The following is a 15175-nucleotide window of genomic DNA, read 5'->3' on the forward strand; positions in this document are numbered from 1 at the left end:
AAAAAACCCGGCCTTTACGGCCGGGTTTTGTCTTGATGGTCACAGTAAATAATGATCGCCTCCCGCAAAAAAGCGGCAAGACCTTCTCCATATTGATCGATCGAATCAGTAAATCGCGCGTCAGTGATATACACTTCTCCAAGTCCCCTGAAAATGTCGAGTGTGCAATCGTAATGATATTGGCAAATATGATTGCGAAATGCCCCCACTGCGTCCTGAACCTCTGCATCATCGGGCCCATGTTTCATTCGTGCCGCAATTCGTCTGTAAATCGAATCGAATTCAGACATGATCGAGCGCCAATCATCTGCCGAGTAAGAAGACGTCTTTTTCTCTGTTTCTTCTGCGATTTCCTTTCCATACAGCTTTCTGACTTCATCAGCGTATGTCCGCTGGTGCTCTTCAATGTCTTTCATGCTTAATCCGGCAAATAAATCCCGCTTATTCATCGTTTCCCCTCCATCAACGGACAAAAGCGTCCTGTCTATTGTTTGAATCATTTCTTCCATTCTTTGTTTTTTCTTCATCAATATTTCCTTTTGCGACTGAAGCGCCGCTTTCCGGTCAAAATTCGGATGATCCAGCATCTCTTTAATTTCATCCAGACGAAACCCAATTTCCTTGAAAAATAAAATCTGCTGTAGTCGTTCCAGATCTGCATCACTGTACAATCGATACCCAGCATCAGTAAGCGCTGAAGGAATCAGAAGCTCAATATGGTCATAGTGATGAAGCGTCCGAATGCTGACGCCCGATATTTCCGCCACTTGTTTGACTTGATATTTCATACATAACACCTCCTCTTTTTTATCGTAAACAATCACGCAGCGTTAGGGTCAATCCCAAAAATGTTGTTTTCTATATACAAAACTTCTCACAAATAGTGTATAAAAGAAAAGTGAGTATTTTTTTGTAAAGGGGAGCTACTATACATGAATCCTGAAACAATAAACAAAACCCTCATCAGCATTTCAAAATGGGGAAAAGCTACAGGCATTTTATTTATTATTATGGGCGCAATTACCGCGCTTTCAGGCGCGTTCTTTTTTCTAATCGGTGCTGTGCCGGGCGTGCTTCAAATTATTTCCGGCATCTTTTTGATGAGGTCAGCTAGAGAAGCAGGCCAAATGGCTGAACACAATAGCGGACAGTCTGAAGACTTAATGCTGGAGAATTACGCAAAATTCGTAAAGATGCAAGGGATTTATTTGATCGTAAGCATTGCTGTATCCATTCTTGCGATCATCGCCTTCTTTATCTTTTTCATGCTTGGGATTGCTGACGGCATATTCAGCGATACGTACAGCACTTATTAATGAGAAAAACCCGGAGCTGGCTCCGGGTTTTTTATTATTCCGCTTCGCTTACCACTGTGAAGCGTTCATTTTTGTGTTCGGGATTTTCAAGCTCATCCAACACGGCAATCGCATAATCTGCATAGCTGATATAGCTGTCGCCTTTGGCATTTACGATGACATTGTCTTTCCCTTTTTGGTAAGAGCCAGTCCGTTTTCCTGCCGGATCAAAAAATGCCGCAGGACTGAGGAATGTCCAGGAAATAGAGTCTGTCTGCTGCAAGTCTTTCAGGTTCTCGCCTTGATTTGATGCAGTTGGCAAATATTCTTTCGGAAATTCCGGCGTATCCATTAAACGGGTTGTTTTGGCTTCATCAACAAACAGGCTTCCCGCTCCGCCAACAACAAGCAATCTTGTGTGCTTCGCGTCTTTTAAGATGCTGATGAGTGCTCTGCCTGCTTCTACATGAAGATGTTCCTGGCCAGGCGCTGCCCCAAAAGCATTTACGACCGCGTCAAAAGGCTTGATGTCTTCTGCAGTCAGTTCAAACACATCTTTCTCCAAAACCGCTACGTCCTGTTCCTGCACTTTTGAAGCATTTCGGACGATGGCAGTCACTTCATGGCCTCTTGTTTTCGCTTCTTTCAAAATCTCATTTCCTGCTTTTCCGCTTGCCCCGATAATTCCAATTTTCATTTTTCATTTCCTCCTTGTTTGTAACAATTTTAGTTACATGTTAGCGGTGAGAAGTCATCCCTTTTGTCTAAAAGAGATGATTCATAACATCTTTTAATGACTTGCTTGCCAGTTCATTTTCCATCGCTCTTTGGACACTTTCAAACGTTTCATCCAAGGCGTTCTGAATTTTTTTCCCTACCGGACATTTCGGGTTTGGGTTTTCATGAACCGCAAAGAGTTCTTCTTGCTTTTGGACAGCCCGGTACACTTCTAAAAGAGAAATATCAGCCGGATCTTTTCTGAGGCTTGCACCAGGCACACCTGCGCGTGAGGTGAGAATATCAGCTTTTTTCAGCAGGCTGATCATTCTTCGGACCACTACCGGATTCGTGTTGACACTGTCAGCAATGATTTCTGAAGATGTTTTTTCATCCATCGAGATGAGGGATAAAATATGAATGGCAACAGCAAGACGGCTGTTAATCATGTTTTTTCACCACCGTTGTAACTATAATAGTTACATTTAGTTCGTTTGTCAACATCTAATATACACTAAATACACGTGTTTTGTGCACCGTTTTTAGTCAATAGAACGGCCGGATGCACTCCGGCCGCGTCTTATCAGAATAAAAAATATCTTTGTCCAAGCGGAACATAATCGACAGGCTGGCAAGACAATTCCTCCCCATCAGCGAAGACCTGATAGGTTTTTGGATCAACCTCGATTTTCGGCAAAGCTGAGTTCAATTTCATATCCAGCTTGCTCAGCTTTCTGATATTTTTGACAGGAGAAATTCTTTTTTGCAACCCTAACCTTTCCGCCACACCCCGCTCTATGCTTGCCTGTGACATGAATGTAATCGAGGTTGAGTTGTTGGCTTTTCCGTAAGACGCATACATTTGGCGCATGAAAACCGGTTCAGGAGTCGGGATGGAAGCGTTCGGATCTCCCATTTGCGCACGTGCAATCATGCCGCCCTTTAAGACCAATTCCGGTTTTACACCGAAAAATACCGGGTCCCACAGAACGAGATCGGCAAGCTTCCCTTTTTCTACCGAGCCGACTTCATGGCTGAGCCCGTGCGTAATTGCCGGATTTATCGTGTATTTGGCAATGTACCGTTTTGCGCGCACATTGTCGTTTCCGTTTTCGCCGGCAAGAGCGCCTCGCTGCTTTTTCATTTTATCGGCTACCTGCCACGTTCGGATGATCACTTCACCGACCCGTCCCATCGCTTGGGAATCCGATGATGTCATGCTGATTGCACCGATATCATGGAGAATATCCTCCGCGGCAATCGTCGCAGCCCTGATTCTGGAATGGCTGAACGCCACATCTTCAGGCACTTTCGCATCTAAATGGTGACAGACCATCATCATATCAAGGTGCTCATCCATCGTATTAACGGTATAAGGAATGGTTGGCGTTGTAGATGACGGCAGAATGTTCGCGTAAGAGGCGAGCTTCATAATATCCGGGGCGTGGCCGCCGCCTGCACCTTCAATGTGATAGGTATGAATGACCCGGTCCCCAATCGCGTCGAGCGTGTTTTCCAAAAACCCCGCTTCGTTAATCGTATCGGTATGGATGGCAACTTGAATATCAGCCTCATCCACGACTTCCATACACGTTTTTATGGCGCTTGGCGTCGTGCCCCAGTCTTCATGAAGCTTAAGGCCGATGGCGCCAGCTTCCACCTGCTCAATCAGCGGCGCTTTATCGGATGCATTCCCTTTCCCTAAGAAGCCGACATTGATTGGAAACGCTTCGGCCGCTTCCAGCATTCTCGCCATATACCATGCGCCGGATGTACAAGTGGTCGCTTTGCTGCCGGTTGCGGGTCCTGTTCCGCCTCCCAAAAGGGTCGTCACACCTGAAGAAAGCGCAACTTCCATCTGCTGCGGGCAAATAAAATGAATGTGTGTGTCCACTCCCCCAGCTGTTAAAATTTTGCCTTCACCGGAAATCACCTCTGTACCCGCTCCGATGACCATATGCGGATCGACACCATCCATGATATCAGGATTTCCGCTTTTTCCGACGCCGACAATCCGCCCATCCTTCACACCAACATCCGCTTTGACAATGCCTGTGTAATCCAATAGCACGACGTTGGTGATAACCAAATCCAAAGCGCCGTCCTTCCCTGTAATTCTGCCGTTTTGGCCCATGCCATCGCGAATCGTTTTTCCGCCGCCAAAGATCATTTCTTCACCGTAGACTGTGAAATCCTTTTCGACTTCGATCCATAAATCCGTGTCGCCCAATCTGATTTTATCGCCCGTTGTCGGGCCAAACAGTTCCGCATATTCCTTCCGTGACATTTTCATCGGATTACACCCTCCATCCAGCCGGCTTGTTTTAAGTTGGCCAACGTTTTTTCTTTGCCGCGTTCATCGATAAACGTGTCGGCCATTCCGTTCAGGCCTCTAATTGTCTTGCGTCCCCCGATTTCCACAAGTGTGACCGTTTTCTGCTCTCCAGGCTCAAAACGGACCGAAGTGCCCGAAGGAACATCAAGGCGCATGCCGATCGCCAGCTCACGGTCAAATAATAAAGACCAGTTTGCTTCCGCAAAATGAAAATGCGAGCCGACTTGAATGGAGCGTGATCCGGTGTTTTTTACCGTAATCTCCCGTGTCTCACGGCCTTCATTAATCGTTATCATTCCCTCAGCAATTTGAAATGCCCCCGGCTTCATGACTTCACCTCCGCAGAAATTGGCTGATGTACCGTAACAAGCTTTACTCCATCCGGGAATGTGGCCTCCACCTGAATGCTGTCCAGCATCTCAGGCACACCCTCCATCACATCTTTTTCCGTTAACACATGGCGGCCGGCTTCCATCAGCTCTGCTACTCCCTTCCCATCACGCGCGCCTTCCATAATAAAGCAGGTGATATAAGCGGCAGCCTCAGGATAGTTCAGCAGAACGCCCCGCGCCTTTCGCTGTTTGGCTAATTCCCCCGCTGCAAAAATGAGCAATTTTTCTTGTTCAACCGGTGTCAGTTTCATCTGTAATCCTCCTTCTTTTGTCATATAAAGCGGATGCGGTTACTACGAATTTTTGGAGCATGCAGGCGGGACATCACCTCCCTTTCTTCAAGTACCGGGTCATACGGTAAGATGCCTTTCAAAGCGGCGTGCCGTTTCTTCATCGGCCTTTCCATGGTCGACAACCGTTCCCCTGTCGATCACATAAAGGTAGTCAGCACATGTTAACGCGTTTTCCAGACTGTGCTCGACTAAAACAATGGAAATGTCTTTTTTTCTGGAAATTTCTACGATAACTTGTCTGATTAGTTCGATAATTGATGGCTGAATTCCTTCCATTGGTTCATCAAGTAAAATAATTTTTGGATTTCCCATCAGCGCTCTGGCAATTGCAAGCTGCTGCTGCTGGCCTCCGCTTAAATCGCCGCCTTTGCGGTCAAGCATCTCCTTTAAAACAGGAAACCATTGAAAAATCTCTTCCTTGACCTGCCCCGTTCGCTCCTTCTTCGGAAGCGGCTCTTCCCCAAGCAGCAGGTTGTCACGAACGGTTAAGGAGGAAAAGATGTCTCTTCCCTGCGGAACGTACGCAATTCCCGTTCTTGCCCGTGTTTCCGCCTTTTCGTTTTGAACAAACGTTTGATTAAAACAAATATCCCCCTGTTTTGCCGGAAGCAGGCCTATGATTGTTTTCAGCAAGGTGGATTTGCCGACTCCGTTGCGGCCTAATACAGCGACAATCTGCCCCTCGCGAACCTCCATGCTGAGGCTGTGCAAAACCATCGATTGATCGTAACCGGACGTTACATTCCTGACGGCAATCATGACATACCGCTCCTTCCTAAATATACCTCTGCCACCTCTTCATTGCTTGTGATGTCATCCATCGACCCTTCACAAAGCACTTTGCCTTCATGCATGACCGTGACTTTTCTGGAAAACGAGCGCACAAAATCCATATCGTGCTCGACAATCAGAACAGAGCACGTTTTTGCAATTTCTTCAAGCAGGGCTCCGGTTTTTTCCCGCTCCTTTCCTGTCATGCCGGCAATCGGTTCATCCAGCAGCAAAAGCTTCGGCTCCATGGCGAGCTGCATGCCGATCTCAAGCCATTGCTTCTGTCCGTGTGACAGGCTGCCAGCTGTTAGATCCCATTTGTCATCTAACCCAATCAGCCGCAGGATGTCTATGATCCTGTCACTTTGCTCTTTTGTCATACGAGCTGTCAGCAGTGAAAGGATCGTTTTTTTCTGTTTCATGGCAAGTTCGAGGTTCTCAAACACAGTCAGCTGCATAAAAACACTCGGAGCCTGAAACTTTCTGGCGACCCCCAGTTTGGCGATCTGATATTCCCGCGCTTTTGTCAGTTCATTCGTTTCTTGAAATAGCACTTCGCCTGAATGCGGCTTCGTTTTTCCGCAAATGATGTCCAGCAAAGTCGTTTTTCCGGCGCCGTTCGGCCCAATTAAAAAATGGATATCACGTTCCTGCACGCTGATATCAGCGCCCTGCAAGGCCCAAAATCCGTCAAACTCAACCTTCACGTCACGGCAGGTAAGTATCGGTTTCATAAGCAGCCGCTCCTTTCTTTTTCGAGGAAGAAAGCTGGGTTCTAATCTTCTCGAACAGCCCGACAATCCCTTTTGGCATATAGAGCACCACAATGATAAACAGCGCGCCGAGGAAGTACAGCCAAATGTCAGGGTAATATTCGCTTAAATAGCTTTTCATGCAGTTCGTTAACAGCGCGCCAAGCACCGCCCCGAAAATGGAGTGCCTGCCGCCGATTGCGACCCACAGCACCATTTCCACCGAAGGGATGATGCCCATCATTTCCGGCGAGATCATCCCATCCTGAAGCACAAACAGCATCCCGGCAATCCCCGCCATCGCAGCAGATACACAGTAAATAAACACTTTAAAAACGGTGGAGTGATATCCGAAAAAACGGACTCTGCTTTCTCCGTCGCGCACCGCCTGCAATAGCCGCCCAAAACGGCTTCTCGTCAGAAACAAAGCAAACATGACAGAAACACCGAGGAAAAAGACTGTCGTAAAATACAAAATCTGCTTTATTGCAGGATCGGCCAGAGCATATTGAAAAACGGTAAAGAAATTCGTGAGGCCATTCGTGCCGCCGGTGATGTCCTGGCTGCCGATGAACAGTGTGACAACAACAACCACAACAGCCTGAGAGATCAACGAAAAATAAACACCCTTTATGTTGTTGCGGAAGGTAAAGTAACCGAGTAAAAAGGCCAAAAAAACAGGAACAATAACGGCTGCAGCAATCGCAGCAAAAGGATGCCTGAACATTGCCCATATCCACGGCAGTTCACTGACGCCGGTCCACTCCATAAAATCAGGAATGCCTGACGGTGAGGCTTCTATTTTTAAGTACATGGCCATGCAGTAAGCGCCCAACCCGAAAAAGACGCCATGCCCCAAACTCAAAATGCCTGTATATCCCCAAATCAGGCAAATGCCGACCGCCACAATCGCGAAGCATAAAAACTTCGCCAACAGCCCTAATCGAAACTCCTGCAGAAAGAACGGAGCGGCGATAAAAAGGGCAAACATCACCAGATACGGACTGAATTGTGAAAACCGCTTCATCCGGTTCCCTCCTAATCTAGTAATCTCGTTCTGACACTCGCAAGACCTGAAGGCCGCCATTGCAGAAAGAGAATAATAAATGCAAACACGACTACCTTTGCAATCGTAGCGCTTGTGGAATACTCAACGAATGTGCTCAGCAAACCGACCGTCACCGCGCCGATAATGGTGCCTTTTAATTTGCCAATTCCGCCTAATATGACGATCATGAAGGCATCGACGAGGTATGAGGAACCGAGAGTAGGCCCGATCGAACCAAGCAATGTGAGTGAGCTCCCCGCGATACCGGCCAGTCCGCTTCCGAGCGCGAAAGCCAATGTATCTGTTTTTCTCACAGATACGCCGAGACACGATGCCATGCTCCGGTTCAGCGTAACTGCCTGCATCCGCCGCCCCGCAGAGGTTTTAAATAAATAGAAACCGAGCAGCGCCAGCGTAAATAGAACGAGCGCCAAAATAAACAGCCTTTTATACGGAAAGGTAACCGAAAACAGCGTCACTCCTCCCGTCAGCCACTCAGGTGATTTGACAACCACATTCGGCGCGCCAAAAATTGATCTTGCTGCCTGCTGCAGTATCAAGCTCACCCCCCACGTCGCCAAAAGGCTGTCGAGCGGACGGTCATATAATCGCCTGACAATCACTTTTTCAATGACAATCCCAATAAACGCCGCAACCGCAAACGCCATAATGATCGCGATTAAAAAATAGTAAGAAAACAGAGAAGCCGGCAAATAGCTTAAAAACAGCTGCTGAACGACATATGTCGTGTAGGCTCCTGCCATAATCAGCTCACCGTGCGCCATATTAATAATGTTCATCAAACCGAATGTAACGGCCAATCCAATCGCAATGAGAATTAAAATAGAACCGAGACTGATCCCGTTAAATAATTGAGTAACGACGACAGACATGCTCCGCCTCCTTCCCCGCAAACGGCTTTGATTTATTTAGATAACCCCTTTGCCCAGTCGTACGTTTTTAAATATGGATCAGGTTTTACCGGTTCACCTGAGTTCCATACTTCTTTAAACTGTCCATCCCCCGTGATTTGCCCGATTCTGACCGTTTTGTAGAGATGCTGTGTATCACCGTCAATTTTCACTGTGCCGCCCGGGGCCTTGAATGAAATTCCGTCAGCCGCTTTCTTCACCTTATCGACATCAAAGGACTTGGCTTTTTCAACTGCCGCTGCCCAGAGATAGACCGCATTATAGCCGGCTTCAATCGGATCGCTCGTCACCCGGCTATCGCCGTTCATTTTTTTATAGTTCTTCACGAATGTTTGATTTTCGCTCGTATTGGTTGTCTGGAAGTAATTCCACACCGCATAATGTCCTTTTAGCACATCAGGGCCGATCCCCCTAATTTCTTCCTCAGCGACACTTGCCGACATGACAGGCATATCATCAGCCGATATCCCCGCATCTTTCAGCTGTTTGAAAAACGCCACGTTGCTGTCGCCGTTTAATGTGTTAAAAATGACATCGGGCTGTTTTTCTTTGATTTTGCTGACGAGCGTACTGTAATTGGTGTGGCCTAGCGGCGTATACTCTTCACCGGCAATTTCTCCTCCGCCCGCTTTTACTTGTGCTTTAATGATTTTATTGGCTGTTCTCGGGAACACGTAATCTGATCCGATCAGAAAGAACTTTTTACCTTTATTTTTGAGCAGCCAATCGACAGCCGGCACAATTTGCTGATTCGTCGTTGCTCCGGTATAAAAAATATTAGGTGATGTCTCCATTCCTTCGTACTGCACCGGATAGAACAGCAGCCCATTGTTTTGCTCCACAACCGGAAGCATGGCTTTGCGGCTAGCAGATGTCCATCCGCCAAAAACAGCAGCCACTTTGTCTTGCTGAAGCAGCTTTCTCATTTTTTCCGCATATGTAGGCCAGTCTGAAGCGCCGTCTTCCACGACGGGTTCAAGCTTTTTGCCGAGAACTCCGCCTTTTTGGTTGATTTCTTGAATCGCGATTAACTCTGCATCATGGACGGACACTTCGCTGATCGCCATTGTCCCGCTTAGTGAGTGAAGAATCCCGACCTTCACTGAATCCCCGCTTGTGTCGATATCAACTGTTTTTTTCGCACTTCCGCTGGCTTCTGACACTTTCTTCGGCGCAGCACACCCTGCCATCAACACCATGATCAGACACAACAGAAAAACAGCCTGTATTCCGACCCTTTTGTTTTTCATTCAGAACCTCCCTTTGTCATGTGATGTTACAAAAGTTAACAACTTATGTCATTATTATATAGAAGAGGTTCATCAATTCAAATAATATTTGAAAAATTTAGATATTTTGACCAAACCAGCTGCTTTTTTTGTTATATTTATTCACATCAGAAAAAGTGAACAAAAAAAGACAAGAAACATATCGTTTCCTGCCTCTTCCGTATGATTAATCTTTATCTGAGAATTTATCCTTGGCTTCCCCGATATCCTTTTGGATTTCGCCTTTCGCCTTATCTTTTTTGCCTTCAGCCTTCATGTCCGTTCTGTCAGTCATATCTCCGGCTTTATCCTTCACTTCTCCTTTGGCTTTATTAAAGCCGCCTTTCATTTTGTCTTTTACACTATCGTTACCCATGTTGATTCTCTCCCCTCATTTATGTGTGTACTTGTTACCTTCCCGATCTGAGAGGCACTAAACATTCAAATGTTATTTATCGATTTCGTAGCGCTCTCCGTAACGGAGCACTTTGTATATCGCCAGCCCGTCTGATGACTTTTTCTCTGAATACCGAACCGGCAGAAGGGCAAAAAACACGTAATACGTAGAAAAATAGACAAACTGATAGAAAAACACATTCGGCTTTAATACACTGTGTATAATCAGCAGATTGACTGCAAAAATCGTAATCAGATTAAACAGGCAGCCTCCGGCATACACGAGTGCATTTGAGAATCGATTGTCAATCTTCAAATCCCCGTATCGGCAAAAAGAATCGATAAAATAAATCGTTCTGAACCGTATTGGCCCAATCTTAAGCAGTGTTTTTCCCATTCCAATATCCAATGAGCCTTTTCCGCCAAAAATAAAGGCCATAAAGCTGTGCCCCGAAACATGTATGATCTGTACAAGCGGCAGAACAATGAGGAAAGACCATAGAAACTTCACCATATCATTGAAACCAAACATCGAATTCCCCCTCAATCAATCATGTATATCTGCATCCCAAAACGGCTTTTGTACAAAAAACAGTGCTGTAGCGATTTTTCCTGTTCTCCCCGGAAATAAACGTTCCGATGCTCCCCTTTTTTTGCATATAACAAAACCATCTGCCCGCAGATGGTTTTGTTTCATACTTTATATAAACAATCGTTCCTTTGAATCATCTCTCTCATGCTGACCGCTTTTTCATAAAAATACACCGCTTCTTTATATTGCTCACGATGACTGAAATAGGAGGCTGCATCTAAAGCAAATTCTTCAATATATACGTACAGGCCTTTTTCTTCCATATAATCAAATACTTCTTGAATCATATCCAAATTGACAGATTTCACATATAAGGCCTGCAGAAATTTATATTTTGCCAGACTGAAGAAGTCGTTACGCTTTTTGGCGATGGCAATACCCTTTTCATAATAGTGCATGGCAGCCTCGGCATCTTGTTTTTTGAAAAGAACGCGGGTCAGGCTGAAGAGCGTTTTTGGAAGCTGTTCAAGCTGATAATCCTCGAAGACTGGAAGCGCTTTTTCAAAGTATTCGGCGGCTTGATCCAGCTCCCCCTTGTCATCATAGCAATTCCCGATATTATAAAGGGCTGATCCGATCAAACGGGGCTGTCCCTCCAATAAAGCAAGACGGTATGCGTCATCCAAATGCTCAAGCGCTTTTTCATAATTTCTGTAGTCTATGTAGTTTCCTGATATGACGAAATGGCATTGAACTCTTCTGACTCTGTAAAAATCATTAGCCTTATACGTCTCCAGCGCCTGTACGGCGTGGTTCATTGAAAAGTGCGTCTGCTTCATAATATAAAAGACTTCTGCCACCTTAAAATGAAATTCCGCTCTTTCAATTTCATCTTCTACAAACGCAAGCATCTTCTCAGCTTTCCGGTAAAAGGATATAGCGGAAATGTAATTGTTCTGTTCAAATTCGTACATTCCTCTAAACAAGTGAAAATAATACTCAGATAATCCGGAGATGCTGTCCTGATTGCTTTCCAGCCTTTTGATCAATTCACGATATTGAAGCTGAGATTCCTCGTGCAGGTCGGGCTTTACATAATCCAGCATAATCTGGTGCCGGTAGCTGATCAGCTGATAATATAAGAGAAGCAGCTGATCCTCTTCCATCTGTTCTATGTCTTGATCAATTTCTTTCTTCAGCTTTACGGCATCAGCCACTTGAAATGCTAAAATGTGCTTATACCACTTATTGATTTTCACTCCTACTTGAGATGACGGGATCTCGTACGCGGCCATGCCCTCCAACCCTTTCTATTTTCTAATTGGTTATATTTTATCATAATGTATGGCTTTGGAATTAAAATTTCTTACAATGAATCCTTCTTTATGCCTATCCTTATATATTTCGGTTTTTATACGAATTTTTTGCACTCAGATTTTGATAAAAAAAGCTTACCGGACAGCGCCGATAAGCTTTTGACTTCATATTAACCGCCAATATAAGACATTTCCACTTTCTTTTTGCCTGATGCTTTTGATAGCGTACGATCGACTGAATACTGATCGATCCGGTTTTTCCAGACTGTGCCAATCATTTCTGACAGTTCGTCATCACTTAATTCCTGCCGAACCGGAGCTCTGAGGTCAAATCCGCTTGAAGCAAATAAACAGGTGAACAGCTCACCCCTCGCAGAAAGACGGGCCCTGTTGCAAGATCCACAGAACGCATCAGATACAGATGAGATGACGCCGATTTCTCCGGAGCCGTCCAAGTAGCGGAATCTGGAAGCCACTTCGCCTGTATAATTAGGCGCTATCGGCTCAACCGGCATGTGTTCATTGATCAAATCTATGATTTCCGCCTTCGTCATAACGTCTTTCTTTTCCCATTGGTTGGTATTGCCTACGTCCATAAATTCAATGAATCTCAGGATATGGCCTTTTTCTTTAAAATAACGGGCCATTGGCAGTATATCTTTTTCATTGACGCCCTTTTGGACAACCATATTGATTTTAACACCGAGCCCCGCTTGCTTCGCCGCTTCAATGCCTTCCAGCACCTTGCTGACAGAAACGCCGCGCCCGTTTATCTTTTTAAAACGCTCATCCTCTAAAGAATCAAGGCTGATCGTAACCCGTTTCAGCCCGGCTTCCTTGAGCCTCTCCGCATAAACAGGCAGCAGTGAACCGTTTGTCGTCATCGCAATATCACGGACACCCGGAATGCGGGCCAGTTTTTTGATTAGTTCCGGCATATCCTTTCTCATGAGGGGCTCTCCGCCGGTCAAGCGGATTTTTTCAACGCCGAATCTTGTGACAAAAAGTGTCGCAAGCCGTTCCAGCTCCTCAAATGAAAGCAGCTCCTCTTTCTTTAAAAAAGGATAGTCCGGACCGAATAATTCGGCGGGCATACAGTACGTGCATCGGAAGTTGCAGCGGTCTGTAACAGAAATGCGAAGGTCTCTCAGCGGTCTGTTTCTCTTATCCAACATCTGACGCGACTCTGTAATCATAGCTACAGCCCCTTCCTATCCCCCGATTCTCTCAGGGTGTGTATATACATTAAATGATTCGTTTCTGACAAATCCGATCGCTGTGATATTCAATTCTTCCGCCATTTGAATCGCAAGCTCCGTCGGGGCCGATTTGGAAATGACAATCGACACGCCGATTTTTGCCGCCTTTAACAGAACTTCTGATGAGATTCTGCCGCTGAACACAATCAGTTTGTCACGGACGGACATTCCATTTAGAAGGCAATGTCCGTATAATTTATCAAGTGCGTTGTGCCGGCCGATATCTGTGCGCATCAACAGCAGTTTCTCTGTGTCGCATAGCGCCGCATTATGGACGCCTCCCGTCTCCTGAAACGTCCCGCTCCTTTGCTGCATGTCTTTCATAAGCGCCAGACATGCATCAGGCGATATCTTGATTTGGCTGACAGCCGTCTTGGCTGTTTTGACATCCTGCTGAAAATAAAAATGACGGCCCTTTCCGCAGCATGAGCCGATCACCCGTTTCGTATAATCCTTTTGATCCAATGTCTCAGGATGAACGAGGTCGACATAAACAAAACCGAGACTTTCATCTATTGTAAACCTTTTAATCTCTTTTTGAAATCGTATTACACCCTCTGATGCGAGAAATCCGATGACAAGCTCTTTGATATGCTCAGGCGTGCAAACGAGCGTCACAAATTCACTGCCATTCAGTATCACTGTCAAAGGGTATTCCGTCACCATCCGGTCTTTTATTTTGCTTATTTCCCCTTGTTCATAGCGCCATACATCCCTGACCGCAGTTGCTTTATCGTTCAATGTCTCTTCCCCTCCGCAATGTTCCTGCCTTTATATTTTTTCACACTCCTCGGATTTTGTCGAATTCTGAGACATAAAAAAGAGCCCTCTGTACAAAGGACTCTATGTTTGATTATGCTGATTCTTTCTCAGGACCGTAAACAGCACAATAGCTGCGATTAAGGTGAGAATGCTGACAAAAAAGAAGGCTGCCAGTTTTAGAAGAACACCAATCAATATGAATGCCACGGTGGCTATAAGAAAAATCATTCCTAATAACTTCATATGTTCAACCCCTTTTAAGGGTATCATTCCCGCCCAAGCTGTTTTTAAACCAATAAAAAAAGGCGCCTGGGGGAGCGCCTGATCATTAGATTCCTTACTCAGTAAATTTTTGTGCTTCTTTTTCCCAAGCCTGTTCAAACTCATCCGCACTGTTCGCTGAAATGTATTCTCCGCCTCCAGCTACAGCCGCTTGTTTCATCTCTTCATTGCCTTTAACATCAAAGTTGAAGCCAATAATATTTACGATCGTGTCCACATTCGATGCACGAAGCTTTTCGATTTCCGCCGCAGGGTCTCCGCCGCACGTTTCTTCACCGTCAGTGATTAAGTACACCACATTTTTTCCGTCAGCGCCAAAAGCTTCAAATTCTTTTCTTGTATCTGAAAGTGCTTTGGCAATCGGTGTCCAGCCAGTCGGCTTGATCTCACTCAATGAATTGTCAAACAGCGATCCTTCATATGGATGAAGGCCGTAAATGGTTTCCGTTGTGCTGCATGAGAGAGCTTTGCCGGACAATTTATTGTTTCCAGCATGTCCGAAAACGCGAAGCATGAGATTTGTATCCTTCGGAAGCAGCTCGGCAAAAGACTTTACTGATTTTTTGGCAATGTCTATTTTGCGCTCTCCCCCTGTTTTTTGAATCATGCTTCCGCTTCCATCAAACAAAACAGCTACATTTGTGTCAGTCTGTTTCTCAGCGGCAAAAGACGGGGAGGCAAAGGAGACAGTCAGCAATCCAATGATGCCGGCAGCCAGCAGTTTTTTTTTCATGTTTTTCTTCCTTTCTTTATCATATTTTCCAACTATAGTTGGATTCTTCTTTATGCTAGAATATGAAAATGCAAAAAGATATAGGGCAAGCT

At 45.5% G+C, this 15175-nt stretch carries 19 protein-coding genes; 1 reads left to right on the forward strand and 18 read right to left on the reverse strand.

The genetic code is table 11. From position 1 onward, the window contains the following. Nucleotides 1–14: 14 nt before the first annotated feature. Nucleotides 15–788: a MerR family transcriptional regulator gene (locus MY9_RS18500; protein ID WP_014665688.1), complete on the reverse strand. Its 774-nt coding sequence runs from the start codon at nucleotides 786–788 to the stop codon at nucleotides 15–17. A gap of 144 nt (nucleotides 789–932) precedes the next feature. Between MY9_RS18500 and MY9_RS18505 the strand changes: the two genes are divergently transcribed. After that, on the forward strand, nucleotides 933–1316 hold the full coding sequence (locus tag MY9_RS18505) for a DUF5362 family protein (protein WP_014665689.1): 384 nt from the start codon (nucleotides 933–935) through the stop codon (nucleotides 1314–1316). A gap of 34 nt (nucleotides 1317–1350) precedes the next feature. Here the strand turns inward: MY9_RS18505 and MY9_RS18510 are convergent, their stop codons facing one another. The 17 genes from MY9_RS18510 to MY9_RS18590 all read right to left on the reverse strand — a co-directional run bounded on the left by MY9_RS18510 (nucleotide 1351) and on the right by MY9_RS18590 (nucleotide 15083). Next, nucleotides 1351–1992, reverse strand: a complete 642-nt coding sequence (locus tag MY9_RS18510; protein ID WP_014665690.1) for an NAD(P)-dependent oxidoreductase — start codon at nucleotides 1990–1992, stop codon at nucleotides 1351–1353. A gap of 67 nt (nucleotides 1993–2059) precedes the next feature. Further along, nucleotides 2060–2461, reverse strand: a complete 402-nt coding sequence (locus tag MY9_RS18515; RefSeq protein ID WP_014665691.1) for an Rrf2 family transcriptional regulator — start codon at nucleotides 2459–2461, stop codon at nucleotides 2060–2062. Nucleotides 2462–2595: 134 nt separating this feature from the next. Further along, entirely contained in the window at nucleotides 2596–4305 is a 1710-nt protein-coding gene (ureC, locus tag MY9_RS18520) for an urease subunit alpha (protein WP_014665692.1), read from the reverse strand. After that, entirely contained in the window at nucleotides 4302–4676 is a 375-nt protein-coding gene (gene ureB, locus MY9_RS18525) for an urease subunit beta (protein ID WP_014665693.1), read from the reverse strand. Before ureB ends, ureC begins: the two co-directional genes overlap by 4 nt. After that, on the reverse strand, nucleotides 4673–4990 hold the full coding sequence (gene ureA, locus MY9_RS18530) for an urease subunit gamma (RefSeq protein ID WP_003227724.1): 318 nt from the start codon (nucleotides 4988–4990) through the stop codon (nucleotides 4673–4675). The genes ureB and ureA overlap by 4 nt, the downstream gene beginning before the upstream one ends. A gap of 99 nt (nucleotides 4991–5089) precedes the next feature. Then, entirely contained in the window at nucleotides 5090–5791 is a 702-nt protein-coding gene (urtE, locus tag MY9_RS18535) for an urea ABC transporter ATP-binding subunit UrtE (RefSeq protein ID WP_014665694.1), read from the reverse strand. Continuing rightward, nucleotides 5788–6537: an urea ABC transporter ATP-binding protein UrtD gene (gene urtD / locus MY9_RS18540; RefSeq protein WP_014665695.1), complete on the reverse strand. Its 750-nt coding sequence runs from the start codon at nucleotides 6535–6537 to the stop codon at nucleotides 5788–5790. Before urtD ends, urtE begins: the two co-directional genes overlap by 4 nt. Further along, the gene (gene urtC / locus MY9_RS18545) at nucleotides 6512–7582 is read right to left on the reverse strand and encodes an urea ABC transporter permease subunit UrtC (protein ID WP_014665696.1); all 1071 of its coding nucleotides are present in this window, start codon (nucleotides 7580–7582) and stop codon (nucleotides 6512–6514) included. The genes urtD and urtC overlap by 26 nt, the downstream gene beginning before the upstream one ends. Nucleotides 7583–7593: 11 nt before the next feature. Further along, nucleotides 7594–8496, reverse strand: coding sequence for an urea ABC transporter permease subunit UrtB (gene urtB / locus MY9_RS18550; protein ID WP_014665697.1), 903 nt, complete (start codon nucleotides 8494–8496; stop codon nucleotides 7594–7596). A gap of 32 nt (nucleotides 8497–8528) precedes the next feature. Next, nucleotides 8529–9785, reverse strand: a complete 1257-nt coding sequence (gene urtA / locus MY9_RS18555) for an urea ABC transporter substrate-binding protein (protein WP_014665698.1) — start codon at nucleotides 9783–9785, stop codon at nucleotides 8529–8531. A 205-nt stretch (nucleotides 9786–9990) separates the two neighbouring features. Beyond that, nucleotides 9991–10179, reverse strand: coding sequence for a CsbD family protein (locus MY9_RS18560; protein ID WP_014665700.1), 189 nt, complete (start codon nucleotides 10177–10179; stop codon nucleotides 9991–9993). 72 nt (nucleotides 10180–10251) lie between these two features. After that, nucleotides 10252–10731, reverse strand: coding sequence for a hypothetical protein (locus MY9_RS18565; RefSeq protein ID WP_014665701.1), 480 nt, complete (start codon nucleotides 10729–10731; stop codon nucleotides 10252–10254). Between the two features lie 161 nt (nucleotides 10732–10892). Then, complete coding sequence (gene rapB / locus MY9_RS18570; protein WP_014665703.1) at nucleotides 10893–12026, reverse strand: response regulator aspartate phosphatase RapB; 1134 nt, start codon at nucleotides 12024–12026, stop codon at nucleotides 10893–10895. Between the two features lie 191 nt (nucleotides 12027–12217). Beyond that, on the reverse strand, nucleotides 12218–13243 hold the full coding sequence (moaA, locus tag MY9_RS18575; protein WP_040081560.1) for a GTP 3',8-cyclase MoaA: 1026 nt from the start codon (nucleotides 13241–13243) through the stop codon (nucleotides 12218–12220). Between the two features lie 15 nt (nucleotides 13244–13258). Beyond that, nucleotides 13259–14047, reverse strand: a complete 789-nt coding sequence (fdhD, locus tag MY9_RS18580) for a formate dehydrogenase accessory sulfurtransferase FdhD (protein ID WP_014665706.1) — start codon at nucleotides 14045–14047, stop codon at nucleotides 13259–13261. 102 nt (nucleotides 14048–14149) lie between these two features. Further along, on the reverse strand, nucleotides 14150–14311 hold the full coding sequence (locus MY9_RS18585) for a hypothetical protein (protein ID WP_014665707.1): 162 nt from the start codon (nucleotides 14309–14311) through the stop codon (nucleotides 14150–14152). Nucleotides 14312–14405: 94 nt separating this feature from the next. Then, nucleotides 14406–15083, reverse strand: a complete 678-nt coding sequence (locus MY9_RS18590; RefSeq protein ID WP_014665708.1) for a vWA domain-containing protein — start codon at nucleotides 15081–15083, stop codon at nucleotides 14406–14408. Between the last annotated feature and the right edge of the window lie 92 nt (nucleotides 15084–15175).

The organism is Bacillus sp. JS (assembly GCF_000259365.1).
Lineage (GTDB): Bacteria > Bacillota > Bacilli > Bacillales > Bacillaceae > Bacillus > Bacillus stercoris.

Bases quoted from the DNA above. Each gene is read 5' to 3' on its own strand.
- urtC (WP_014665696.1), bottom strand. From the start codon at position 7,582: ATGAAGCGGTTTTCACAATTCAGTCCGTATCTGGTGATGTTTGCCCTT.
- MY9_RS18590 (WP_014665708.1), bottom strand. From the start codon at position 15,083: ATGAAAAAAAAACTGCTGGCTGCCGGCATCATTGGATTGCTGACTGTC.
- MY9_RS18505 (WP_014665689.1), top strand. From the start codon at position 933: ATGAATCCTGAAACAATAAACAAAACCCTCATCAGCATTTCAAAATGG.
- MY9_RS18510 (WP_014665690.1), bottom strand. From the start codon at position 1,992: ATGAAAATTGGAATTATCGGGGCAAGCGGAAAAGCAGGAAATGAGATT.
- rapB (WP_014665703.1), bottom strand. From the start codon at position 12,026: ATGGCCGCGTACGAGATCCCGTCATCTCAAGTAGGAGTGAAAATCAAT.
- ureA (WP_003227724.1), bottom strand. From the start codon at position 4,990: ATGAAACTGACACCGGTTGAACAAGAAAAATTGCTCATTTTTGCAGCG.
- ureB (WP_014665693.1), bottom strand. From the start codon at position 4,676: ATGAAGCCGGGGGCATTTCAAATTGCTGAGGGAATGATAACGATTAAT.
- urtB (WP_014665697.1), bottom strand. From the start codon at position 8,496: ATGTCTGTCGTCGTTACTCAATTATTTAACGGGATCAGTCTCGGTTCT.
- MY9_RS18565 (WP_014665701.1), bottom strand. From the start codon at position 10,731: ATGTTTGGTTTCAATGATATGGTGAAGTTTCTATGGTCTTTCCTCATT.
- urtD (WP_014665695.1), bottom strand. From the start codon at position 6,537: ATGAAACCGATACTTACCTGCCGTGACGTGAAGGTTGAGTTTGACGGA.
- urtE (WP_014665694.1), bottom strand. From the start codon at position 5,791: ATGATTGCCGTCAGGAATGTAACGTCCGGTTACGATCAATCGATGGTT.
- moaA (WP_040081560.1), bottom strand. From the start codon at position 13,243: ATGATTACAGAGTCGCGTCAGATGTTGGATAAGAGAAACAGACCGCTG.
- MY9_RS18500 (WP_014665688.1), bottom strand. From the start codon at position 788: ATGAAATATCAAGTCAAACAAGTGGCGGAAATATCGGGCGTCAGCATT.
- MY9_RS18560 (WP_014665700.1), bottom strand. From the start codon at position 10,179: ATGGGTAACGATAGTGTAAAAGACAAAATGAAAGGCGGCTTTAATAAA.
- urtA (WP_014665698.1), bottom strand. From the start codon at position 9,785: ATGAAAAACAAAAGGGTCGGAATACAGGCTGTTTTTCTGTTGTGTCTG.
- MY9_RS18585 (WP_014665707.1), bottom strand. From the start codon at position 14,311: ATGAAGTTATTAGGAATGATTTTTCTTATAGCCACCGTGGCATTCATA.
- ureC (WP_014665692.1), bottom strand. From the start codon at position 4,305: ATGAAAATGTCACGGAAGGAATATGCGGAACTGTTTGGCCCGACAACG.
- MY9_RS18515 (WP_014665691.1), bottom strand. From the start codon at position 2,461: ATGATTAACAGCCGTCTTGCTGTTGCCATTCATATTTTATCCCTCATC.